Source organism: Micromonospora sp. NPDC005707 (assembly GCF_040631005.1).
Taxonomy (GTDB): Bacteria; Actinomycetota; Actinomycetes; order Mycobacteriales; family Micromonosporaceae; genus Micromonospora.
This window is the reverse complement of the sequence record NZ_JBEXYR010000003.1, coordinates 267,716-287,811: the sequence shown is the minus strand read 5'-3', so window position 1 is coordinate 287,811 and position 20,096 is coordinate 267,716. Positions and strand designations below refer to the sequence as shown.

The window sequence follows — 20,096 nt, the reverse complement described above, 5'->3', positions numbered from 1 at the left end:
CCGGTTCCGGATCGGAGACGGTGACCCCGCCGGACGTCGCGGTGGGGCGGCGGTCGCTAGCTGGCGCGGGGCGCGTACATGATGACGGCGACTCCGACGAGGCAGATGGCGGCGCCGACGATGTCGTAGCGGTCGGGGCGGAACTTGTCGACGACCATGGCCCAGGCGAGGGAGCCGGCGACGAAGACGCCGCCGTAGGCGGCGAGGATGCGGCCGAAGTTCGCGTCCGGTTGGAAGGTGGCGACGAAGCCGTAGAGACCGAGCGCGACGACGCCGGCCGCGATCCAGAGCAGCCCGCGGTTTTCCCGCCAGCCCTGCCAGACCAGCCAGGCGCCACCGATCTCGGCGAGCGCGGCGAGCAGGAACAGCAGGATCGAGCGGGCAACGGTCATACGTCGGACCGTAACCTGACCACCTGGCGCGCACGCTCGTCGCCCTGCCCGCAGGAGCAGTCGCCGCCGGCGCAACCGGTGGTGTGGCGGCGTTTGGCGGCCCACCACCAGGCCAGTCCGGCGAGCACGGCCAGGACGACGGCGACCCCGGGAAGGAATCGGTTGACCGCGGCCCAGCCACCGCCACCGACGACCCCGGCGGCCAGCAGCAGCGGCAGCACACAGCAGGCGGCGCAGGCGCCACCGGCGAGTCCGGTCAGGCCGGAGGGAAGCAGTCGGCGCAGCCGGTCAGCACTGGTCGGCATGGTCGTTCCCCTCGGCGAGTTCGGTGAAGGGCAGCGGGCAGCAGGCACTGCCCGCGCAGGCGACCAGGTCGTCACAGCCGGCGGAGATGGCGGCGCGCAGGGTGTCGCGGATGACCGTCAGGTCCGCCATCTTCCGCTCCACCTCGGCGAGCTTCTCCGTGGCTCGTGCCTGGAGACCGTTGTCGGTTCGGCGATGCCGGTGCCGGCCGGCGGCGAGCAGGTCGGCCACCTCGTTGAGGGTGAAACCGAGGCGCTGCGCGGTCTTGATGACCCGCAGCAGGGTGACCGTGTCGGACGGGTACAGCCGGTGACCGCCCGGCGACCGCCGCGGAGAGACGAGCAGTCCCCGGCGTTCGTAGTAGCGCAGCGTCTGCACGTTGACCCCGGCCGCGTCGGCCAGCTCGCCGCTGCGCAGCCCCGAGTCGGTCATCGCCGGCCCCGGGCCGATGCCACCCGCTCGGCGAGGGCGTCGAGCACGTCGACGTGTGCCGCGGGCACCCGGACGTCCAGCGTCAGCAGATCCGCGCCGGATCGCGCGATGTCGAAGGCGAAGAACGAGCAGCAGGACGATTCTCGGGCCGCCAGCTCCCGCGCGGTCTCCTCGACCCGCTCCGCGCCGTCAAGCCGCAACCGCAGGTGCTCCGCCGACAGCCGGTCGGCTCCCCGGACCGCCGTGCGGAAGAACTGGTCGAACTCCGCCAGCCGCAGCGGCTGCTCGGCCGTCGGCAGGGTGCACGCGTCCGGCACCCAGGAACCGCTCGCCGTGATGTGGTCGTCGCTCATACGCCGACGGTAAGCCTGTACCTGGGTACCGGATGCAACCCCGGACGACGGCGCGGTGGGCCCAGCGAGGAGATCCGCGAAGCGTGAGCCCGGGCGTGCGAGATCTCGGCGCGGACCAAGACAATGGCCGGATGCGCGATCTCCGGTGGGACGACGTCAGAGAGTGGTTCGACCCGTACGAGAACGGCAGCCTGCCCGACGTCATCGTGCCTGGCATGACTCTGACCGACTGGGAGACCGTGCTCCGGCTGATCCGGTCCCAGGGTTGGCGGTGTGAATTCGACTTCCGGGAGCAGACCCTTCCGCCGCCCGCGTCAGCAGCCGGTCTGTTCACCGCCGACCCCGAATGGTTGCGGACCCTGCACGTCTGGCCCGACCCTGCCATGGAGTGGACCGTTCGGCTGCCGAGCCCGGATGAGATTGACAGCGACGTCAGCCTGTTCGAGATCCAGGGGCAGGAACGCCTGGACGTCTTCTGCGGATTCCTTCGGACACTGGGCAGGACCCTCGACAAGCGTGTGCTCGTGTACGCCGAAGGCGACCACGGCCCCGAAGGCGATCACAGCTACCCGCCGATGATGGCGTACGAGCCGGCCGACGACCGAGTGGTGTTCCTCGCCCACCCCTCCGAGCCATCCACGGGCCAGTAGCCGCGGCGGCCGCGGTCATGAGCGGGCACGAGGGTGCGTGTACACCCGAAGGGTGAATCCGGGGTCGGAGTGGCCGAGGTAGCCAGAGATAGGGTGCCGTCTGTGAATGCGACCTCGCCCGATGCCCGTGTGCCGCCGGCTCCTGTGCTGGCCGAGGGCTTCCGGGAGGTGCTCGACGCCTTCGAGGAAGATGCGGGCCGCGCTCCGCATCTGGTGGAACTGCTGGAGATCCTGCGGGAGGGCTCCCGAACACTGCCTGATGATGCGTTGGCCGACGCCCACCCGGACGAGATTGTGGGTTTCGTCGAGCGGCCACGCGCACGCGCCCGTAACACCGACGTCCTCGCCGGCCTCAACGATGGCCCGTACGTCGCCGCCGCAGCCGCCTTCAACCACTGGTGGCAGAGCGGCCCGGGTATGCCTATCACCCTCGTCGACCTCGCCGCCGTAGTGCATGAGGCGCTTCGCTATGTCGGCCCAGCCCTGCTCGACTCTTCGGAGGCCGCCCGGCTCACCGCGATTACGCCGAAGCGAAGGCGGGCAAAGGCCCGCGCCCGCATCGGTGACATCATCGCCGTGCCCACCGGGAACCACGACTACCACCTGGTCGTGTTCGTCTGCCGGAACAGGTTCGGCGCAGCGTTCGGATTGATCTGCGGCCGATATCCGGTGCGGAATCCGACAGCCAGCCTCGCTGCGGCAGCCACCGGGATCGTCAGGTACTGCGACGAGGAGGCGATCTCGACTGGGCGGTGGCGCATAGTCGGGCAGGACAGCCAAGTGCTCAGCTGCTTTCCCGCCGACCCGGAGATCTACCACCGGCCCGAACCACCGATTGCCGGCTTGCCCGCCGTCGGCGAGTTCGGGTCAGGAGAGACTGCCAGCGGTCACCTGCGTGGTCTGACCGCCGCCGAAGCGCTCGCCATCGACCTTGCCGGCAGTTATGAGCAGGTGTACCTGCACGAGCACTTTGAGCGGACGCTCGCCGAAATCCTCGTCCCGCACAGCGGCTAGCCCAAGGGATCTGCACGCTCGGAACGCATCCCAGATGACCATGTCAACCATCAACCGACACCGCCGTGTCACGCAGGTCCCGAGACCGGACAGCCAGCTGCCGGCGGTGTCGGGTGTCAGGACCTCGGTCACAGATCGGTCTCAGGACGTCTGTGACACCTTCGGCTAGACGATCATGTCCTCCAGGTGGCGTGCGGGAGGTGGCCTGCCGCAGAACTGGTAAGGAGCGACGTGGGCGCGAAGACAGCCCTACTGGCGTTCACCGACGGCGACATCCGGCCGGCGCTGCGTGGCGCCACGCGGTCGGAGCGAGCCGAGACCGAGGCGTTGGTACGTCAAGTCCACCCCGGCTACGTCGTCGAACCCGCCGATGACAACACGTTGCTCGACGGCACCTACCCGCCAGATGACCACACGTACGCCACGGTGCTGGCCGGGGCAGAGCTGTACTGCGACCAACGGCTCATCCTCGATCGCCCGTCTGAGCTACCGGAGCACTTGCGCCGAGCTGGAGCGGGCCGGCGAATCATCATGCACGGGATGCACTCGGCCATGGACTGGCTCGGCTTCGCGGTTTGGGAGGACGGCGTACTGATCCGATCGCTGAGCCTGTCGCCCGACGGCGGCATCCAGGAGAACATCGGCAAGCCGTACGACTTCGAGTTGCCGTACTGGGCCGGTGAGCATCCCGTCGAGCCCGTACCAGGCTGGCACAACCAGGACCCCTACCCGCTGCCGTTCCATCCCCTCGACCTCGGCGAGGAAGCGTTGCGTGCGCTGTTCGGCTTCATCATCGAGGGCCTTCCTTCCCCCGACGACATCGACGCCGACTCTGTTCACCTACACGGCTTTCGCGTGACCGACCCGTCCGGCGAGGAACAGGCCGCCCGTGAGGCCGCATACGCGGAGGCACTACAGACCATGGGACCGCCACGGATGTACCGCGTGGGACCGGACGGAACGATGCACGAGATCAGCTCCGACAGCTACTGATCCGCCTACCCGCAGACCAGCAGGAGTGTCACGCAAGTCCTGATACCGATCTGTCACGCACATCCTGAGACCCGACAGCCAGCTGCCGGCGTGTCTAGTCCCACCACATGCTTGACGAATCCGTCCCAGCACATGTTTGACGGTTGGCCTAGGTTCCGTGAAAGCGTCGGGCCGGTCACGGTGCGGGGCGTGACTGCTGGATGTGGCCCGGCGGGGTGAACCCCCTGTAGCGGCTGTAGGTCAGAATCGCGCCCATGAGCGCTTCTGACGTTGTAGCGGTCGATCTCACCTCGGACGAGCGGTTCCTGTTGAGCCGGGGCCTGGGTGAGTGGGGCGGACCTGCGAGTCCAACGGATGACCTCGCCCGGGCTATGGGTTTCGTCAGCACGGAGGACCTGTGGCGAGGCGAGGGACGCAGACTGCGAGAGGCGCTGGACGGCGGGGAGCCGTTGACGAGGTCGCAGTGGCGAAAGGCGGTGCTGGCCACCGAGATCGTCTTCGCGAGCGACGTGGTGGGTTCTGGCTGGGACTGGTCGATCACCACTGGCCTTTCCGATGAGGAGACGATCAAGCTCCTGCGGGTGGTGCAGCGGAAGGTGGCCCGCGCACTACGGATGCCCTAGACACCGGCAGCCACCTTGCGAGGTCGGCTGGCTTTGAGGTTGCGGACGGGCTGGTCGGTGGTGCGTCGGACGATGCGGGTGCCGTCGTCGCAGGCGATGGCCAGTTCGGTGTCGGTGACGTGGATGGTGACGGTCTTGCCGGCGTGGACGCGGCCGAGGGCGACTTTCTGCCCGACGACCATGACGACTCCGCTGTTGGAGGCTCGCCGCTGCACCTGCACGGGTCCGGCCGCAGGTCGTGGCGGTGGTCCGGCGGGTCGGGCGCCGCGCAGCCGGGCGACCTCGGCCGGGGTGAGGGGGTTGGGGCGGGTGCGGAGCAGCTGGCGGGTGTCGAGGTCGAAGAAGCTCAGCGTCTTGTCGTCGATGCGGATGCCGACGCGTTGCCCGCCGAGGATTTCGGCGGCCAGGACGATGTGCTGGCCCAGGGACACATGACCGGCCCGGCTGACGGTCCGGTACCACCTCCTCCGCAGCGAGGGCGGGGGTGAACCGGTCCGCGGGGAAGGCCATGTCCAGGGACTGGTGCGGCCGGTCGGTGTTGTATTCGTACCGGAAAGCGTCGACGGCCGCTTGGACGGTGTCCAGGTCCGGCCAGACGGGCACCTCGTCGAGGAGTTCCCGGCGCAGGGTCTGGTGGAACCGTTCCACCTTCCCGGTCGTGGTTGGGGAGGCGGGCTGGGTGAGCCGGTGGATGATGCCGTTCTCCCGGCAGATCCGGTCGAACATCACCTCACCACCCTTGCCGAACCGGTCAGTGAACTGCTTGCCGTTGTCCGTCAGGACTTCCTCGGGCACCCCGAACCGCTGCAACCCGTCGGCGAAGGCCAGGCACACCGCGCGGCCGGTGGCCCGGCGGACGACCTGGGCGATGACGCAGAACCGGGAATGGTCGTCGACCCCGGTGACGACCTTGGCTTCGGTGCCATCGGCGAGCATGATCCCGCCGACGATGTCCATCTGCCACAACTCCATCGGCCGAGCCCGCTGCCACCGCACATAGTCCCTGCGGCCCCGGCGACGCTTGGCCGGTTCGATCAGACCGTGGCGGACCAGGACCCGATACACCGTCATCCGCGACGGCACCGGATCAGGGCATCCATGCCGGCCCAACTCGAACGCGATCCGCCGGGAACCCCACCGCGGATGAAGCCGACGCAGCTCACACACCAACGCCTCCACCTCCGCCGATGCCTGATGAGCACACCCCTGAGGTCGGCGGGATCGGTCTTCCAGCCCGGCGAGTCCCCCTTCGGCATAGCGGGCGAGCCAGGAATGGATGGTCTGCCGGGACACCCCGATCCGGGCTGCCACCTCGACCACGGGTTCTCCCGCCTGAACCGCCAACACCGCCCGATACCGCTGTTCCACGATCGACAACTCCACCAGCGCCAATCCCGGCCTCCCCAGCCCGCGATGCCCGCAACCATCACGCGATGAGGAAGCCGAATATCGATCATGTCAAGCATCTGGTGGGACGCGAGTGTCAAGCATCTCCCGTGACGGGACAAGCCAGCTGCCGGCGGGGCGGTTCAAAGTTTCTGTACGTCTTCAAGGCGGCCCGAACCGGGCCGCACGCGCCGCCGATCGGGCGCGCGCCGACGCTGCCGCTGTCGCTCTGCGTCGTCACGCCAACGCCCATCGGGCTGGCGCAGATAGCGAGAAAGCCCCGAGGCCGCCGAGACGACAGCGCCGAGGGCACATGATCGAGATAGGCCGGCAGTCGGCCGGGCGGAACTTGGGCGCGGCGCGGCAGCCACGCCGCGCCATAGCGCGGGTTACTCGCCGCGGTGGACGCCTCCGGCGGGGGCGCTCGGGCCCCGGGATGGAGGAGGACCGTACGCGGCTCACCGTGGGTGGGTGGTTGCGGGAGCCATCCCGTTCGCCGTCGTCCCGGGCAAGCCGAGCAGACCACCGCCCGAGCCGCCAGCGTCCGTACGCGCGTCAAGGCCCGCTTGACGTGGGGGCCCGGGCGACGGCCCACTCCCCAACGGGCGGGTCGACGGCGAACGGGATGGCAGGGTGGCGAGTGGAACACAGTGCGGGTGAATCCGGAACCGGCAGAGCGTCCTCGGACTGATTATGTTGGCCGCTTCTTTGATGACGGCTGCCAGCAAAGCACCTCATTCGCGCCGATCTGCACCGCCTCGTCGCTGTCCGTCGCCAATACCGCGCACCGTTCCCATCCTTGGGTCCACACCTGATGACTCTCCCCCCACACCTCCAGGATCACGCCCGTCAGTTCGTCGGCGTGATCGGCGTCGGCGGCACCCAGCGCATGCAGGACAAGTCGCAAAGAGTGCAGGTCACCGCGTTGAAGGACAGCACAACCAGTCTCGTAGGTAACCGCCGTATCCTGCGGATCAAGGAGCAGACGGCTGAGGATGACATCGACTTCAGGATCACCCGCCAACCGGGCCAGTTGTCGCCCGGCGGCCACCCGCTCCTCCCACAACGGAGAGTTGGCTGCGCAGACTAGACCCTCGAGATCATCTGGCGACAGCTCAGACGTCATACTCGCCCCTCGAATCGAGGACGCGCTGCCCCGCAACCGGATGGTCGAGGTCCATGCCCGATCCATGCCCGGTAGAGCGGTCAACAACAGTCGTTCGATACCGAGCATGTCTACGCTCGGTCAGTGTCAGTCCAGGATGCTACTTACGCAGCGTGCAGATCAACACGATTCCCAAGCTGACGGTCGTGCTGCAAGATGGCCGCGTGGACGCTTGGCAGTCGATCGACGACCTGGTTGTGCAACGGCGAATCATCCCGGCGATGCAGGCAATCCGCGAGGCGGAGGGGTGCAGCCTCCACCGAGCGATCGATCTCGTCGCAGAGCGGTACGAGTTTCTGCAGCGGACCAGGCCCGATGACTTCACGGTCTCCCGCGATGAGTACTGGCGTGGCGTCTACACCTGAGTCCTACGCCCTGGGTGACTATCTGGGTGACGACTGGGACACACACGGGTGGGTGATACGGGCCGCTGTCCCACAGTCCCACGAGGTCTTCGTACTGCATGCGTTGCATGATCTCAGCAATCCATGCGCCTCATCGCTCCTCCTCCCTGGGCTTGCGACCCGGCTTGGCCAGCCTCTATTGGGCCGCCGGGGCCGTCGCTGGGCCGGTTGAACGCTGACCAAAGATGACCAACGACGACCGGTAGCGCCGAAGAAACACCAGGCCACCCGCCATATGACGGCGACTGGCCTGGTGGGCGACGGACGAGTCGACCTGTACGCCGGATTCTGTGACCGGCACGCCCCGGAGGGCGGGCCGGCGGCGGCCATCCATCTCGGCCTACCGTTGCCGGCAGGCTCCAGCGGCCTACCCGCAGACATCGGGCGGGCCGCCCTCAATCGTCTGCGCGGGCCGTCATCTTGCGGTGACGACCCTTTCTTGGCCTTGCTCCGGGTGGGGTTTACCGAGCCATCCCGGTCACCCGGGATGCTGGTGGGCTCTTACCCCACCGTTTCACCCTTACCGTCCCGTGTCGGGCCGGCGGTCTGTTTTCTGTGGCACTGTCCCGCGGGTCACCCCGGGTTGCCGTTAGCAACCACCCTGCCCTGTGGAGTCCGGACGTTCCTCGGCGGCGGGCCGCAGCCCGCCGACGCGACCGCCCGGTCGACTCGTCCGTCGCGCCCTAATCCTAACGACAACACCCCCGCCTCCATTTCCACCCCGGCACGCACCCCCGGCCGGCGTTGATCAAGAAGTTCGCGTCGCGGAGAGGCCGAATTCTGACGCCAACTTCTTGATCAACGCGGGGGGCACGGCGGGGGCGGCGCGGGGGTGGTGCGGGGGCACGGTGGAGGCGGTTCTGCGCCCGGGCGGGGAGCGGGCTAGCCTGCGGGATCATGGAGCTCTCCGACATCGCGCTGCTGGTCGCCGCCGGCCTCGCCGCGGGCACGGTGAACGCGGTGGCCGGAGGCGGTTCCCTCATCACCTTCCCGGCCCTGATCGCGATCGGCCTGCCCCCGGTGCCGGCCAACGTCAGCAACTCGGTGTCGGTCTTTCCCGGCTACGTGGCCAGCGTGGCGGGCAGCCGGATGGACCTGCCCCGCGGCCGGGCGCTCTGGCCGCTGCTGCCCACGGCCGTGGCCGGCACGGTCGTCGGCTGCGTGCTGCTGCTGGCCACCCCGGCGCGCGCGTTCGAGCTGGTGGTGCCGTTCCTGGTGCTGGGTGCGACCGCCGTGCTGGCCTTCCAGGATCCGCTGCGCCGGCTGGTCGGCCATCCGGCCGACCTCAGCCCGCGCCGCCGCACCGTCACCGTGCAGGCCATGGTCGCGCTGGGCACAGTGTACGGCGGTTACTTCGGCGCGGCGCTCGGCGTGATGCTGGTGGCCGGCCTGGCCCTGGTGCTGGACGCCACGCTGGCCCGGGTGTCGGCCATCAAGAATCTGCTCTCGGCCGTCGTGGGCCTGACCACGCTGGTGGTGTTCGCCCTCTTCGGCCCGGTCGACTGGGCCGCGGTCGCGGTGGTCGCGCCGGCCACCCTGGTCGGCGGGTACGCCGGCGCCCGGCTGGTCCGCCGGCTCCCGCCGGTGGTGCTGCGGACCCTCATCGTGGTCTTCGGCACGGTGATCGGCCTCTACCTGCTCTACCGCGCCCTGGGCTGACCGCAGACGGCCGGACCGCCCCGACGCGACGTCGGAGCGGTCCGGGCCCGGAGTGCGACGGTCGGCCAGGGTTGCGTCGGTCAGTACGCCTCGCCGACCGGTTCCTCCGGGGCGTGCTCGTTGCGCCGGGCGGCGGAGTTCCACCGGGACCAGAGCACCCGCTCGCCGTAGCCGGCGGCCATCACGTGCGCGAAAGCGAGGTAGACCAGCACGCCGACGGCGAGGACCCCGAACCCGACCCAGAACGGCAGGGCGAGCCCGTGCTCGGCGAGCTTGCCGGAGAGGATCGGAGCCGGCGCGGCGGCGCCCCAGCGGACCAGGTTGAACGCGCCGGTGGCGACCCGCCGGTCGCTGGAGCCGAGGCCCAGGGCCAGGTCGGTGAGGTTGGCGTTGGCCAGGCCCATGAACAGGCCGGCGAGGACCAGGACCACCAGCGACATGGCGGTGCCGGTGGAGGTGGCGAAGAGGACCATGCAGACCAGCAGGCCGGCGATGGCGACGCCGACGGTCTGCACCGCGCCGATCCGGTGGGCCAGCCGGTGGCCGACGAGCAGGATGCCGGCGGCCAGGCCGAGGCCCCAGCCGGTGAAGGCCAGGCCCAGCGGGATGACGTCGAGGTGCAGGTAGAGCGGCGTGTAGCCGAGCACCACGAAGAAGACGAAGTTGTAGGCGGCGGTGACCACGCAGAGGGTGATGAACGCCGGCTTGCGGTAGGTCGAGAAGATCGCGCCGAGGCGTACGGGGGCCTGCCTGTTGGCGGGTTCGCGGAGCTTGCGCGAGGCGACGGCCAGCGCCAGCACCATGAACACGCCGCACACGAAGAAGGGCAGCCGCCAGGACACCTCGCCGAGCAGGCCGCCGATCAGCGGGCCGACGGCGAAGCCGAGACCGAGCGCGGTCTCGAAGAGGCCCACCACCCACTCCCGGTCGTTGGCGAGGTTGACCAGCACCACCATGGCGGTGGCGAAGAACATGGCGTTGCCCAGCCCCCAGACGCCGCGCAGCACCGAGAGCTGCACGATGTCGTTGCTGAACGACGCGAGGATGGCGGCCAGGCCGACCACCGAGACGCCGGTGATGAGCACCGGCTTGAAGCCGAACTTCCCGCTGGCGAGGGTCGCCGGGATCATGCCGACCGCCATCACCGCGATGTACGCGGTGAAGAGCAGCTCGACCTGCCAGGCGGTGACGCCGATCGCCTCGCCGATGGCGGGCAGGATCGGGTCCACCACGGCGATGCCGGCGATGGCGAGGAAGGCCACCAGCGTGGTGGCGTAGATGGCACTGCGGTTGGGTTCGGATCGCCGATCCACTCCGCGCCTCCAGACAGATAGCTGTATGTTACAGGTAAATCAGTTGTATCATACAGCTATGAGGGACGACGCCCACGCGGAAGATGTCACACTCGGCCGGATCGAGACCGAGGTCGCGCTGCTCATGCGGCTCGGCGAGGCGACCCGGCGGGCCAGCGGCACGGCCGAGCACCGGGTGCTCGACCGGGCGGCGTACGTGATCCTGCGGCACCTGGCCGGCGCCGGACCGCAGAACGTCTCGGCGCTGGCCACGAAGCTGAACCTGGACGGCTCCACGGTCACCCGCCAGGTCTCCGCCATGCAGCGGGACGGGCTGATCGCGCGTACCCCGGACCCGGCCGACGGGCGCGGCACGGTGATCTCGCCGACCCCGGCCGGCCTTCAGCGGATGGCCGCGGTGCGGGCGGCCCGCACCCGGCTGTACGGCGACATCCTGGCCGCCTGGTCCCCCGACGACCGGGAGAGCCTCGCCGACCTGCTGCACCGGCTCAACGAGGCCCTCGAATCGCGCACCCGCCGCCGCTGACCGCAGGGCGAGACCCGGCGAGCGCAGGGCGAGACCCGGCGAGCGCACGGCGAGGCCCCGGCCGCCGTCCTGGCGACCGGGGCCTCGGGCGGCTCAGGCCACCGGCTCCCGGGCGGAGTCCGCGTCGCGCTCCGTGCCGGGGGTGACCCGCGGGTCGCCCTCGTCGGCGAAGTAGTCGTCCGGGGTGGTGCCGTCCACCCCGTCGGCCACCTTCGCGGCCCGCAGCACGAGCGTGAGCAGCGCGGCCACCGCCAGGTTGACCAGCACCGCCACGATGCCCACGTAGATCGTCTTGGTGGTGTCGAAGCCGAACTTCTCCAGCGGGAAGGCCGAACCGGCGAAGTGCTTCTTCCCGGCCGTCTTGTTCTCGACCTCGTAGAGCATCCACATGCCGAGCCCCATGCCGGCCACCCAGCCGGCGATCAGCGCGCCCCGGTGGAACCAGCGGGTGTAGAGGCCCAGCGCCACCGCCGGCAGCGTCTGCAGGATGATCACGCCGCCGATGAGCTGGAGGTCGATGGAGAACTGCGGGTCGAGGAAGACGATGCAGGCCACCGCGCCGACCTTCACCACCAGCGAGGTGATCTTCGAGACGTTCGCCTCCTGCGCCGGGCTGGCGTCCCGCTTCAGGTACTCCTTGTAGATGTTGCGGGTGAACAGGTTCGCCGCCGCGATCGACATGATCGCCGCCGGCACCAGCGCGCCGATGCCGATGGCCGCGTACGCCACGCCCGCGAACCAGTCCGGGAACTGGCTGTCGAACAGCAGCGGCACCACCGTGTTGCCGTCGACGCTGCCGGCCTTGGCGCCGGGCAGCGGCTTCACGCCCGCCGCGATGGCCATGTAGCCGAGCAGCGCGATCAGCCCGAGCAGCAGGCTGTACGCCGGCAGCGCGGACATGTTCCGCTTGATCACGTCCCGGTTCTTACTGGCCAGCACGCCGGTGATGCTGTGCGGGTAGAGGAACAGCGCCAGCGCCGACCCGAACGCCAGCGTGACGTACTGGAGCTGGTTGTTGGCGTTGAGCAGGATGCCGTCATTCGGATTGTTCGCCGTCGCCTTGAACTTCGCGTCGGCCGCGTCGAAGATGTCGCCCCAGCCGCCCAGCTTGTACGGCAGGTAGACGACCGCCACCAGGATCACGATGTAGATCAGCGAGTCCTTGACGAAGGCGATCAGCGCCGGCGCGCGCAGCCCGGACTGGTAGGTGTAGGCCGCCAGGATCGCGAAGGCGATGATGATCGGCAGGTGCCGGGCCAGCGCGCTGTCCCCGGTCACGCCCATCGTCTTGAGCACCGCCTCGATGCCGACCAGCTGCAGGGCGATGTACGGCATGGTCGCCACGATGCCGGTGATCGCGATCAGCAGCGCGAGGATCGGCGAGTCGAACCGGTTGCGGACGAAGTCCGCCGGGGTGACGAAGCCGTGCCGGTGCGAGACCGACCAGAGCCGGCACAGCACCAGGAACACCAGCGGGTAGATGACGATCGTGTACGGCACGGCGAAGAAGCCCGCCGCCCCGGCGCCGAAGATCAGCGCCGGCACCGCCACGAAGGTGTAGGCGGTGTAGAGGTCACCGCCGACCAGGAACCAGGTGATCCAGCCGCCGAAGCTGCGCCCGCCCAGCCCCCACTCGTCCAGGTGGGCCATGTCGCGCGGCGCCCGCCACCGGGCCGCCACGAAGCCCATGGCGCTGACCAGCAGGAAGAGGAGGCTGAAGACGATGATCTCGGTGAGGTGGTCGCGCCACATCAGCGGTCACCTCCCCGCTTCTTCGTCATCTGGTAGACCAGCGTGGTGGTGGCCACGCCGAGGATGATCCAGGCCAGTTGCAGCCAGTAGAAACGCGGGAAGCCGAACAGCCGCGGCGAGTCGGCGTTGAAGAAGGCCGGGATCAGCGGCACCACGATCGGTATGAAGAGCAACCAGTTCCAGGGGCTGTGGTCCTTCGCCCTGGATCGCGCCGTTGTCGGCGCCTCCGGTTCTGGTGCTGCCATGTGACACACCTCCGGGAAGTCGTAACTTGCCATGTGACGGCCGGAGGCTACGACCCTGTGAGCGCGGTCACGTTCTGCCGGAGGACGGCGATGCGCCAAACGGCCGCCCGCATGCGCCGAACGGCGGTGGCTCCAGGTCGCGGCACGCGTCGGGCGCGCCGGGCCGGAGTCGCCGTAGGTGCGGGCGGCAGCTCAGAGGTCGGACAGGTGGGCGGTGTCGTTGACCGAGCGGACCGCGACGCCGCCGTCCGGGTAGAGGTCGAGCACCGAGACGCCCGCGGTGTCCAGGTAGAGCCGGTGCAGGAAGGCGTCGCCGGCCGCGAGGGCGTCGCGCAGCACCAGCTTGATGGGCGAGACGTGGGAGACCACCACGACGGTCTCCCCCGGGTACGCCGTCCGGAGCCGGTCGACCGCCCGGCCCGTCCGCTCGGCGACCGCGGTGAACGACTCGCCCTCGGGCGGGGCGACACTCGTGGAGGCCAGCCAGGCGTCCAGTTCCCCGGCCCAGCCCGCGCGCACCTCGGCGAAGGTGCGGCCCTCCCAGACCCCGAAGTCGCACTCGATCAGGTCGTCGTCGGGGCGTACCGGCGGGTTGCCGACCAGTGCGGCGACGGCCTCGGCGGTGGCCACGCAGCGCGCGAGCGGGGAGCTGACCACGGCCGCGACCGACGGCGCGAGGGCGGCCACCCGGGCGGCCGTGGCGCGGGCCTGGGCCCGCCCCCGGTCGGTCAGCGGCACGTCGCCGCGCCCCGAGTAACGCTTCTGCACGGTCCGCTCGGTCTCGCCGTGCCGGACCAGGATCAGCCGGGTGGCCTCCTCGGTCGGGCGCGGCTCCCAGGACGCCGGCGTGGTGGCCGGGTCGGTGCCGGTGGCCCGGCCGGTCGCGGCCCGGGCGGCCACCTCGCGCACAGCCGGCTCGGGGGGCGCGGCCTCGCGCGGTGGCCCCACGACGGGCCCGGCCGGGGCCAGGCCGGCGGCCGCGTCCATGGCGGCGTTGGCCAGCGCGTCGGCGTGCTTGTTGCGCTCCCGGGGGACCCAGCCGAACCGTACGCTCTCGAACCGCCCGACCAGCGCGGCGGCCTGCGCGGCGAGCGGCCGCAGCCCGGGGTTCTTGATCTGCCAGCGGCCGCACATCTGCTCGACCACCAGCTTGGAGTCCATCCGGGCCTCCACCTCGGCCGCGCCCAGCTCGGCGGCGGCCTCCAGCCCGGCGATGAGGCCCCGGTACTCGGCGACGTTGTTGGTGGCCGTGCCGATCGCCTCGGCGCGTTCGGCCAGCACCTCGCCGGTCGCCGGGTCCCGGACCACCGCGCCGTAACCGGCCGGCCCCGGGTTGCCCCGGGACCCGCCGTCGGCCTCGATCAGGACCGCGCGCACCGCCACGACGGCTACAGCCCCGACTCGTTGGTCCGGACCATGATCCGCCGGCACTCCTCGCAGCGGACCACGTCGTCCGGGTCGGCCTTGCGGATCCGGGCCAGGTCGGCGCCGGAGAGCTCCAGGCGGCAGCCCCCGCAGCGGGCGCCGGTGAGCAGCGCCGCGCCGAGGCCGGTGTCCGTGCGGATCTTGTCGTAGAGGGTGACCAGGTCGCCCGGCAGGTCGCCGGCCAGCGGCTGGCGGGCGCCGCGCTTGAACTCCTCCTCCTTGGCGATCTCGGCGAGGCTGTCGTCGCGGCGCTGCTCGGCCGCGACGCGCCGGTCCCGGGCCTCGGCGATGCGCCGCTCGACGCCGTCCAGCACGCCCTGCGCGGTCTCCCGCTGCTCCATCAGCTCCAGCTCGGCGTCCTCCAGGTCGCTCTGCCGGCGGTTCAGCGAGGCCAGCTCGTGCTGGAGCGCCTCCAGCTCGCGGGCCGGGCCGGTGCCCGCGGCCAGCCGGTTCTCGTCCTTGGTCTTGCGGGCGCGGACCTGGTCGACGTCCTTCTCCAGCCGGGCGATGTCCCGGTCCAGGTCGTCCACGGCCACCTGGGCGCGGACCCGCTCGTCCTCCAGCGCGGAGAGTTCGCGCGCCAGGGCCTCCAGCTCGGCCAGCTCCGGCAGCGTCCGGCGGCGATGGGCGAGCTGGGCGAGCGCGGTGTCGATCGCCTGCAGGTCGAGCAGGCGGCGCTGCACCTTCGGGTCAGCCTTCACGGTCGGGGCTCCTTGTCGTCCGGTCGGGGCGCGGCGGCGTGCACGGTCCACGGGTCGGTGTCCAGGTCGGACACCGTGGTCTCGACGCCCAGCTCGTCCCGCAGCTGGGCGGCCAGGTCGTCCAGCCAGGGTCGCTCGGTCGCCCAGTGGGCGGCGTCCAGCAGGGCCGGGCCGCCGGCGGCGAGGTGCTCGCCGGCGGGGTGGTGGCGCAGGTCGGCGGTGAGGAACGCGTCCACCCCGGCCGCGGTCGCCTCGGCCAGGAAACTGTCCCCCGCGCCGCCGCTGACGGCGAGGGTACGAACCATACGCCCGGGATCCCCGGCGGCGCGAACTCCCCAGGCGGTGACGGGGAGCACGGCGGCGGCGTGCCGGGTCAGCTCGGCCAGGGTGAGCGGGGTGGGCAGCTCGCCGATCCGGCCGATGCCCCGGCCGGGGCCGGCGGCGGGCGAGCCGGCGGGGGGCGGGTGCAGGGGGCGCAGCCCGGTGAGCCCGAACCGGGCGGCCAGGGCGTCGGACACACCGGGGTCGGCCACGTCGGCGTTCGTGTGGGCCACATAGAGCGCCACGTCGGCCTTGATCAGCCGGTGCACGATCCGCCCCTTGTACGTGGTGGCGGCCACCGAGGAGACCCCGCGCAGCAGCAGCGGGTGGTGCGCGACGATCATGTCGGCCCCGTCGGCGAGCGCCTCGGCCACCGTCTCCGGGACCACGTCGACCACGCACGCGACCCGCCGGACCGGGGTGCCGGGCTCACCGAGCACCAGCCCGACCCGGTCCCACTCCTCGGCCCAGGCGGGCGGGTAGCGCCGGTCGAGCGCGGCCACCACGTCGGCGACCGTGGGCGGCGATCCGGTTGTGCTCACGGCCGGCCAGCTTACCGGCGTCGGGCGGCCCACACGCCCGATGGCGGCGAGCAGGGGCCCCTCGTCCGACGGAACCGTCAGCAAGGGGCCCCTGCTCGCACCTCAGCCGACCGGGGCGGCCGGGCGTGGCGCGGCGCGCAGGGCGGCCAGGCCGGCTCCCCACGGGAAGGCGTCCAGGTGCCGCTCGCCGGTGCCCGGCGGGTGCAGCGGCACCACGTGGTCGCCGAAGACCACCCGGACGCCCCACTCGCGCAGCCGGGCCAGGCCGGCCCGGAACGCGGGGTGCGCGGCCATGGCCACGTTGGTGTACGGCACGGCCGCGATCGGCACGCCCATCCCCTGCCCCTCGACCAGCAGGCCGAGGGCGAGGGTGTCGGCGATGCCGAGCGCCCACTTGTTGACGGTGTTGACCGTCGCCGGGCAGACCAGCATGGCGTCCGCCGGGGGCAGCACGTCCGGGTCGCCCGGGTTCTTGTAGTGGGTACGGACCGGGTGGCCGGTCTGCCGGGCCAACGCCGTCCGGTCGACGAACTTCGCGCCGTCCGGCGTGGTCACCACGCAGACCTGCCAGCCGTCCTGCTGGGCGAGGTCGACCAGCCGGCCGACGTGACGGGCCAGCGGCGAACCGCAGGCGATGACGTAGAGCACCCGACGGTGCCCGTTGCTGGTGTGCGGACCGCTCATGCGACCCGGCCCACGCTCATACTCCGACTCCCATGTGCTCAGCCAACTCCGCGATCGGCGGAGGCGGCGCACCCCGTGTGCGACGGAGCACGTCCGACATCACCTCGTGGGCGATGGGCCGGCAACGGATCTCGGAAGGCGCGAGCCGGTCGCCGCGGAGCAGCATGTCCCCGGCGTTGGCGACGTCGCCGATCTGGGCGAAGCCGCGGGCGATGTCCAGCAGGTGGTGCGCGCGCCGCTCGGGCAGCAGCGCGTTGAACGCGGGCTCGGCCAGGCGGTGGTGGGTTTCCACCGCCCGGCCGCCGTCGCCCAGCTCGACGGCGGCGGCGGCCCGGTGCAGTTCCAGGTTGGTCGGGCCGAACGAGGTCCAGTAGTGGTTGTGGTCCCCACCGAGCAGGGTGGCCGCCTCGGCGGCCCCGGTCAGCAGGTCGTCCACGGTCGCCGAGTCGCCGATCCGGGCGGCGGCCATCGCGCCCTGGAGCAGCAGCATGCCGTAGACCGAGAGGCGTTCCGGCCGGACGTCGTTCTCGCCGCCGGGGGCCAGCCGGTTGGCGATCCGCACGTTGAGTTCGAGCGCGGGGCGGGGGCGGCCCATCGCGACGAGGGCGTTGCAGACCCGGGTGGTGGCGATGCCGGCGAGCAGGGGGTCGTCGGCCCGCTGGGCGACCGCCATCGAGCGGTCGGCGGCCAGCCAGGACAGGTCGCACTCGCCGAGCTTGCGCAGCACCGAGGAGGCGATCTGGTAGACCTGCCCGAGCAGGTGGGCGGCCTCCCGGGCCTGGTCGCCGCGGTAGCCGGCGTCGGCCGCCTGGGCGTCGCGCAGCAGCTTGGGCAGGGCCCGGGTGAGCATGCCGTAACGGCCGTACTGGTAGGTGAGCCAGGCGTGGTTGACGGCCTTGCGCATGTCGGTCAGCGGCGGGGGGTAGGGCGCCGCGTCGAAGTACGCGCTCATCGAGTCGTAGCGCTCCAGCGCGGCCCGGATCTCCTCGACCTCGACCTGGTCGATGCAGTTGAGGGCGTCGCTCCGCCGCTCCGGGTCCTTGCCGAGGAGCAGTTGCACGTCGACCTGGAGGATGTCGGCGATCTCGTAGAGCACGGAGAACTTGTCCAGCCGCCGGACGCCGCGCTCCACCTTGTCCACCCAGCTCTTGGATTTGCCGAGCCGGTCGGCGAAGACCTGTTGGGACATCTTGCGCCGGCTGCGCCAGTACGCGACCCGACGGCCTATGGGTAGCTCGTCCATCTCCCCATCCCTCCCCCTGCCCGCGTCCGGCTGATCCCCCCGGTCGACCAATCACGACGGTCCGTCGGTGTTCAGGTTTTCGCTGGTCGCACAGTCTGTACGTCGGCCGTACAGCCAGTTCTCGTAGTTTTCGTGCAAGTTGCATCAGCCGTTCGTCAGCTCAACGAGTGTGGGTTACGGCAGTGACGGCGTTCGACGTGTGGTGTGTGGACGGTTCCGGGCGGGCGAGAGGGGATGGGACACATGTGGGGGAATGTCGGACCGCGCGTGGCTCACCTGTCGCCGCTGGAACGGGTCCGGCTGCGCCGGGTCGCCGTCCGGTACGCCGCGCACGGCTGGGCGGTGACCCCCGGCGCCTGCCTCGCCAACAGCCGCTTCGTCTGCGGCCGGGCCGGCTGCCCCACGATCGGCTGCCACCCCGCCCTGGAGAACTGGGAGCACGCGGCGAGCGCCGACCCGGCCCGGGTGGCCACCTGGTGGCGCAGCCGCCCGCACGGGGTGCTGCTGCCCACCGGGCGCGCGTTCGACGTGCTGGAGGTCGCGGCCCACCTGGGCCGGCGGGTGCTCGACACGGTCGCCACCCATCCGGCCGGCTTCGGCGTACGCGGGCCCGTGCTGGTCACCCCCACCGGCCGCTGGATGTTCCTGGTCCGCCCCGGCGACCCGCTGCGCCCGGAACTGGAGCACTGCTTCCACGTGGTCCGGCACGGTCCCGGCTCGTGGATCCCGGCCCCGCCGACCCGGCTGCCCGAGGGGACGGTCCGCTGGGCGGTCGCCCCCGAGCAGGCGCGCTGGCGGCTGCCCGACTCGTACCTGGTGCAGAACGCGCTGATCGCGGCGTTACGGGCGGCCGGGATCACGCTCACCCCCGAGCTGCTCCCCGGCCAGCTGCCCCTCCCCCGGCGCGGCTGCTGACCGCCGGCGCCCGGGCAGCGACCTCCCCGGCGTCGCACTCGTTGTTCCTGCTGAGGGCGCAGAGGCGCCGGAGCGGGGGTGGAGGATGTCCGGGGACGACGCGGCCCGCCACAGCGGCGGCACCGAGCCACCGCCGCACCGGCGCCGCCCCTACCGGTGGGCCTTCACCCGCCCGTGGGGCACCCGGCCCCGCGGCTCCCGCCCCCGCGGTTCCCGCCCCGCCACCACCCACCGCCCGCTCCGCTGACACCCGCCGGGCGGCGTCAGGTCGCCAGCGGGAGGGCGCGGGAGTGCAGGAGGCGGCCGTCGTCCGTCACCACGGCGTGCAGCCAGGGGGCGGGCAGGCCGTCCAGCCAGCCGATGCCGGCCCCGCCCATGGCCACGGCGGCGGTGGCGTAGGCGTCGGCGACGCCCAGGTCGGGACCGAGCACGGTGACCGAGCGCAGGCCGGCGGCCGGGGCGCCCCGGCGCGGGTCGACGACGTGGTGGCCGCGCTCGTAGACACCGGAGGTGGCGACCGCCAGGTCGGTGCCGGTCAGCACGAGGCAGGTGGCGGCCGGGTCCCAGGGGTGCCGGACGCCGATCCGCCACGGGTCGCCGCCGACCGCGTGACCGCGTACCCGGAGGTCACCGCCGGCGTTCAGGCAGTGGTTCGGGGCGCCGGCCTCGACCAGCCGGTCCGAGGCCACCTGCGCGGCCCAGCCCTTGACGTAACCCGACGGGTCCAGCCGCCCGGTGGCGTACGCGTCGAAGAAGCCGTCGGTGCCGGTCCACAGGTCGGCGCAGCGCGCCAGCACCGCCCGCAGGTCGGCGGACGCCTCGCCCAGCGGCAGCTCGCCCCGGTCCAGGCGGCACACCTCGCTGTCCGTCCGGTAGGTGCTGAACCGCGCGTCCACCTCACGCAGCCAGGCGAAGGTGTCCTCGGCCAGCTCGCGCAGGGTGGCGGCGGGCAGCTCGTCGGCCAGGTCGAGGCTGATCGCCGTACCCATGATCTGCTCGACCCGGCGCAGGCCCGGCCTCATGCCGTGCCGATCTTCGTGCGCGACCCGCGGGGC

Annotated in this window: 24 protein-coding genes, 1 other RNA gene and 1 pseudogene; 9 read left to right on the top strand and 17 right to left on the bottom strand. The window is 71.4% G+C overall.

Annotated features, from left to right (window positions below):
* Positions 1 to 56: 56 nt before the first annotated feature.
* From ABZ452_RS06540 to ABZ452_RS06525, 4 genes are read right to left on the bottom strand one after another with little or no spacing between them, the layout of a single operon-like run.
* Positions 57 to 392 carry a YnfA family protein gene (locus ABZ452_RS06540; RefSeq protein ID WP_357939593.1) on the bottom strand — a complete coding sequence of 112 codons (336 nt, stop codon included), beginning with the start codon at positions 390 to 392 and terminating at the stop codon, positions 57 to 59.
* Positions 389 to 697, bottom strand: a complete 309-nt coding sequence (locus ABZ452_RS06535; RefSeq protein ID WP_357939591.1) for a hypothetical protein — start codon at positions 695 to 697, stop codon at positions 389 to 391. The genes ABZ452_RS06540 and ABZ452_RS06535 overlap by 4 nt, the downstream gene beginning before the upstream one ends.
* Positions 681 to 1,127 (bottom strand): MerR family transcriptional regulator, encoded by a 447-nt coding sequence (locus tag ABZ452_RS06530; protein ID WP_357939589.1) that lies wholly within the window; start codon positions 1,125 to 1,127, stop codon positions 681 to 683. The genes ABZ452_RS06535 and ABZ452_RS06530 overlap by 17 nt, the downstream gene beginning before the upstream one ends.
* The gene (locus tag ABZ452_RS06525; RefSeq protein WP_357939587.1) at positions 1,124 to 1,480 is read right to left on the bottom strand and encodes a hypothetical protein; all 357 of its coding nucleotides are present in this window, start codon (positions 1,478 to 1,480) and stop codon (positions 1,124 to 1,126) included. Before ABZ452_RS06525 ends, ABZ452_RS06530 begins: the two co-directional genes overlap by 4 nt.
* An 83-nt stretch (positions 1,481 to 1,563) precedes the next feature.
* Between ABZ452_RS06525 and ABZ452_RS06520 the strand changes: the two genes are divergently transcribed.
* From ABZ452_RS06520 to ABZ452_RS06505, 4 genes are all read left to right on the top strand, one after another.
* Positions 1,564 to 2,130 (top strand): hypothetical protein, encoded by a 567-nt coding sequence (locus ABZ452_RS06520; RefSeq protein ID WP_357939585.1) that lies wholly within the window; start codon positions 1,564 to 1,566, stop codon positions 2,128 to 2,130.
* Positions 2,131 to 2,232: 102 nt separating this feature from the next.
* The gene (locus tag ABZ452_RS06515) at positions 2,233 to 3,144 is read left to right on the top strand and encodes a hypothetical protein (protein ID WP_357939583.1); all 912 of its coding nucleotides are present in this window, start codon (positions 2,233 to 2,235) and stop codon (positions 3,142 to 3,144) included.
* Positions 3,145 to 3,375: 231 nt separating this feature from the next.
* Entirely contained in the window at positions 3,376 to 4,137 is a 762-nt protein-coding gene (locus ABZ452_RS06510) for a hypothetical protein (protein WP_357939581.1), read from the top strand.
* Positions 4,138 to 4,391: 254 nt separating this feature from the next.
* The gene (locus ABZ452_RS06505; protein ID WP_357939579.1) at positions 4,392 to 4,760 is read left to right on the top strand and encodes a hypothetical protein; all 369 of its coding nucleotides are present in this window, start codon (positions 4,392 to 4,394) and stop codon (positions 4,758 to 4,760) included.
* Here the strand turns inward: ABZ452_RS06505 and ABZ452_RS06500 are convergent.
* The 3 genes and pseudogenes from ABZ452_RS06500 to ABZ452_RS06490 all read right to left on the bottom strand — a co-directional run bounded on the left by ABZ452_RS06500 (position 4,757) and on the right by ABZ452_RS06490 (position 7,272).
* Entirely contained in the window at positions 4,757 to 5,191 is a 435-nt protein-coding gene (locus ABZ452_RS06500) for a hypothetical protein (RefSeq protein WP_357940088.1), read from the bottom strand. The two genes, ABZ452_RS06505 and ABZ452_RS06500, sit on opposite strands and share 4 nt — an antisense overlap.
* Before the next feature lie 37 nt (positions 5,192 to 5,228).
* Positions 5,229 to 6,137, bottom strand: a pseudogene (locus ABZ452_RS06495) (IS481 family transposase); the annotation flags it as partial.
* Between the two features lie 700 nt (positions 6,138 to 6,837).
* Positions 6,838 to 7,272, bottom strand: a complete 435-nt coding sequence (locus tag ABZ452_RS06490; RefSeq protein WP_357939577.1) for a hypothetical protein — start codon at positions 7,270 to 7,272, stop codon at positions 6,838 to 6,840.
* Between the two features lie 152 nt (positions 7,273 to 7,424).
* On the opposite strand from ABZ452_RS06490, the gene ABZ452_RS06485 reads away from it, so the two are divergent.
* On the top strand, positions 7,425 to 7,676 hold the full coding sequence (locus ABZ452_RS06485; protein WP_357939575.1) for a hypothetical protein: 252 nt from the start codon (positions 7,425 to 7,427) through the stop codon (positions 7,674 to 7,676).
* A 300-nt stretch (positions 7,677 to 7,976) separates the two neighbouring features.
* On the opposite strand, the gene rnpB is transcribed toward ABZ452_RS06485, so the two are convergent.
* Positions 7,977 to 8,387: RNase P RNA component class A (gene rnpB, locus ABZ452_RS06480), an RNA gene on the bottom strand.
* A 225-nt stretch (positions 8,388 to 8,612) separates the two neighbouring features.
* Here rnpB and ABZ452_RS06475 point away from each other — a divergent pair.
* Positions 8,613 to 9,374 carry a sulfite exporter TauE/SafE family protein gene (locus ABZ452_RS06475; RefSeq protein ID WP_357939573.1) on the top strand — a complete coding sequence of 254 codons (762 nt, stop codon included), beginning with the start codon at positions 8,613 to 8,615 and terminating at the stop codon, positions 9,372 to 9,374.
* An 80-nt stretch (positions 9,375 to 9,454) separates the two neighbouring features.
* Here ABZ452_RS06475 and ABZ452_RS06470 read toward each other — a convergent pair whose 3' ends face one another.
* The gene (locus tag ABZ452_RS06470) at positions 9,455 to 10,687 is read right to left on the bottom strand and encodes an MFS transporter (protein ID WP_357939571.1); all 1,233 of its coding nucleotides are present in this window, start codon (positions 10,685 to 10,687) and stop codon (positions 9,455 to 9,457) included.
* Positions 10,688 to 10,745: 58 nt separating this feature from the next.
* Between ABZ452_RS06470 and ABZ452_RS06465 the strand changes: the two genes are divergently transcribed.
* Positions 10,746 to 11,213: a MarR family transcriptional regulator gene (locus tag ABZ452_RS06465; protein WP_357939569.1), complete on the top strand. Its 468-nt coding sequence runs from the start codon at positions 10,746 to 10,748 to the stop codon at positions 11,211 to 11,213.
* Positions 11,214 to 11,306: 93 nt separating this feature from the next.
* On the opposite strand, the gene mctP is transcribed toward ABZ452_RS06465, so the two are convergent.
* From mctP to ABZ452_RS06430, 7 genes are all read right to left on the bottom strand, one after another.
* Complete coding sequence (gene mctP, locus ABZ452_RS06460; RefSeq protein ID WP_357939567.1) at positions 11,307 to 12,965, bottom strand: monocarboxylate uptake permease MctP; 1,659 nt, start codon at positions 12,963 to 12,965, stop codon at positions 11,307 to 11,309.
* Positions 12,965 to 13,210 (bottom strand): DUF3311 domain-containing protein, encoded by a 246-nt coding sequence (locus tag ABZ452_RS06455; protein WP_091269096.1) that lies wholly within the window; start codon positions 13,208 to 13,210, stop codon positions 12,965 to 12,967. The genes mctP and ABZ452_RS06455 overlap by 1 nt, the downstream gene beginning before the upstream one ends.
* Positions 13,211 to 13,402: 192 nt before the next feature.
* On the bottom strand, positions 13,403 to 14,593 hold the full coding sequence (locus tag ABZ452_RS06450; RefSeq protein ID WP_357939565.1) for a bifunctional RNase H/acid phosphatase: 1,191 nt from the start codon (positions 14,591 to 14,593) through the stop codon (positions 13,403 to 13,405).
* Between the two features lie 5 nt (positions 14,594 to 14,598).
* Positions 14,599 to 15,336: a C4-type zinc ribbon domain-containing protein gene (locus ABZ452_RS06445; protein WP_357939563.1), complete on the bottom strand. Its 738-nt coding sequence runs from the start codon at positions 15,334 to 15,336 to the stop codon at positions 14,599 to 14,601.
* Entirely contained in the window at positions 15,333 to 16,163 is an 831-nt protein-coding gene (locus ABZ452_RS06440) for a Nif3-like dinuclear metal center hexameric protein (protein WP_357940052.1), read from the bottom strand. Before ABZ452_RS06440 ends, ABZ452_RS06445 begins: the two co-directional genes overlap by 4 nt.
* A 138-nt stretch (positions 16,164 to 16,301) precedes the next feature.
* Positions 16,302 to 16,883, bottom strand: a complete 582-nt coding sequence (locus tag ABZ452_RS06435) for a flavoprotein (protein WP_357939561.1) — start codon at positions 16,881 to 16,883, stop codon at positions 16,302 to 16,304.
* Positions 16,884 to 16,899: 16 nt separating this feature from the next.
* The gene (locus ABZ452_RS06430) at positions 16,900 to 18,126 is read right to left on the bottom strand and encodes a helix-turn-helix domain-containing protein (protein WP_357939559.1); all 1,227 of its coding nucleotides are present in this window, start codon (positions 18,124 to 18,126) and stop codon (positions 16,900 to 16,902) included.
* A gap of 234 nt (positions 18,127 to 18,360) precedes the next feature.
* On the opposite strand from ABZ452_RS06430, the gene ABZ452_RS06425 reads away from it, so the two are divergent.
* Both ABZ452_RS06425 and ABZ452_RS06420 read left to right on the top strand, forming a co-directional pair.
* A complete protein-coding gene (locus tag ABZ452_RS06425) occupies positions 18,361 to 19,041 on the top strand; it encodes a bifunctional DNA primase/polymerase (protein ID WP_357939557.1) in 681 nt (226 codons plus the stop codon).
* A gap of 85 nt (positions 19,042 to 19,126) precedes the next feature.
* Positions 19,127 to 19,288, top strand: coding sequence for a hypothetical protein (locus tag ABZ452_RS06420; protein WP_357939555.1), 162 nt, complete (start codon positions 19,127 to 19,129; stop codon positions 19,286 to 19,288).
* Positions 19,289 to 19,304: 16 nt separating this feature from the next.
* Here ABZ452_RS06420 and ABZ452_RS06415 read toward each other — a convergent pair whose 3' ends face one another.
* On the bottom strand, positions 19,305 to 20,030 hold the full coding sequence (locus ABZ452_RS06415; RefSeq protein WP_357940050.1) for an FAD:protein FMN transferase: 726 nt from the start codon (positions 20,028 to 20,030) through the stop codon (positions 19,305 to 19,307).
* Positions 20,031 to 20,096 lie beyond the last annotated feature (66 nt).

Bases quoted from the DNA above. Each gene is read 5' to 3' on its own strand.
- ABZ452_RS06540 (WP_357939593.1), bottom strand. From the start codon at position 392: ATGACCGTTGCCCGCTCGATCCTGCTGTTCCTGCTCGCCGCGCTCGCC.
- ABZ452_RS06535 (WP_357939591.1), bottom strand. From the start codon at position 697: ATGCCGACCAGTGCTGACCGGCTGCGCCGACTGCTTCCCTCCGGCCTG.
- ABZ452_RS06530 (WP_357939589.1), bottom strand. From the start codon at position 1,127: ATGACCGACTCGGGGCTGCGCAGCGGCGAGCTGGCCGACGCGGCCGGG.
- ABZ452_RS06525 (WP_357939587.1), bottom strand. From the start codon at position 1,480: ATGAGCGACGACCACATCACGGCGAGCGGTTCCTGGGTGCCGGACGCG.
- ABZ452_RS06505 (WP_357939579.1), top strand. From the start codon at position 4,392: ATGAGCGCTTCTGACGTTGTAGCGGTCGATCTCACCTCGGACGAGCGG.
- ABZ452_RS06490 (WP_357939577.1), bottom strand. From the start codon at position 7,272: ATGACGTCTGAGCTGTCGCCAGATGATCTCGAGGGTCTAGTCTGCGCA.
- ABZ452_RS06475 (WP_357939573.1), top strand. From the start codon at position 8,613: ATGGAGCTCTCCGACATCGCGCTGCTGGTCGCCGCCGGCCTCGCCGCG.
- ABZ452_RS06465 (WP_357939569.1), top strand. From the start codon at position 10,746: ATGAGGGACGACGCCCACGCGGAAGATGTCACACTCGGCCGGATCGAG.
- mctP (WP_357939567.1), bottom strand. From the start codon at position 12,965: ATGTGGCGCGACCACCTCACCGAGATCATCGTCTTCAGCCTCCTCTTC.
- ABZ452_RS06455 (WP_091269096.1), bottom strand. From the start codon at position 13,210: ATGGCAGCACCAGAACCGGAGGCGCCGACAACGGCGCGATCCAGGGCG.
- ABZ452_RS06435 (WP_357939561.1), bottom strand. From the start codon at position 16,883: ATGAGCGGTCCGCACACCAGCAACGGGCACCGTCGGGTGCTCTACGTC.
- ABZ452_RS06430 (WP_357939559.1), bottom strand. From the start codon at position 18,126: ATGGACGAGCTACCCATAGGCCGTCGGGTCGCGTACTGGCGCAGCCGG.
- ABZ452_RS06425 (WP_357939557.1), top strand. From the start codon at position 18,361: ATGGGACACATGTGGGGGAATGTCGGACCGCGCGTGGCTCACCTGTCG.
- ABZ452_RS06420 (WP_357939555.1), top strand. From the start codon at position 19,127: ATGTCCGGGGACGACGCGGCCCGCCACAGCGGCGGCACCGAGCCACCG.
- ABZ452_RS06415 (WP_357940050.1), bottom strand. From the start codon at position 20,030: ATGGGTACGGCGATCAGCCTCGACCTGGCCGACGAGCTGCCCGCCGCC.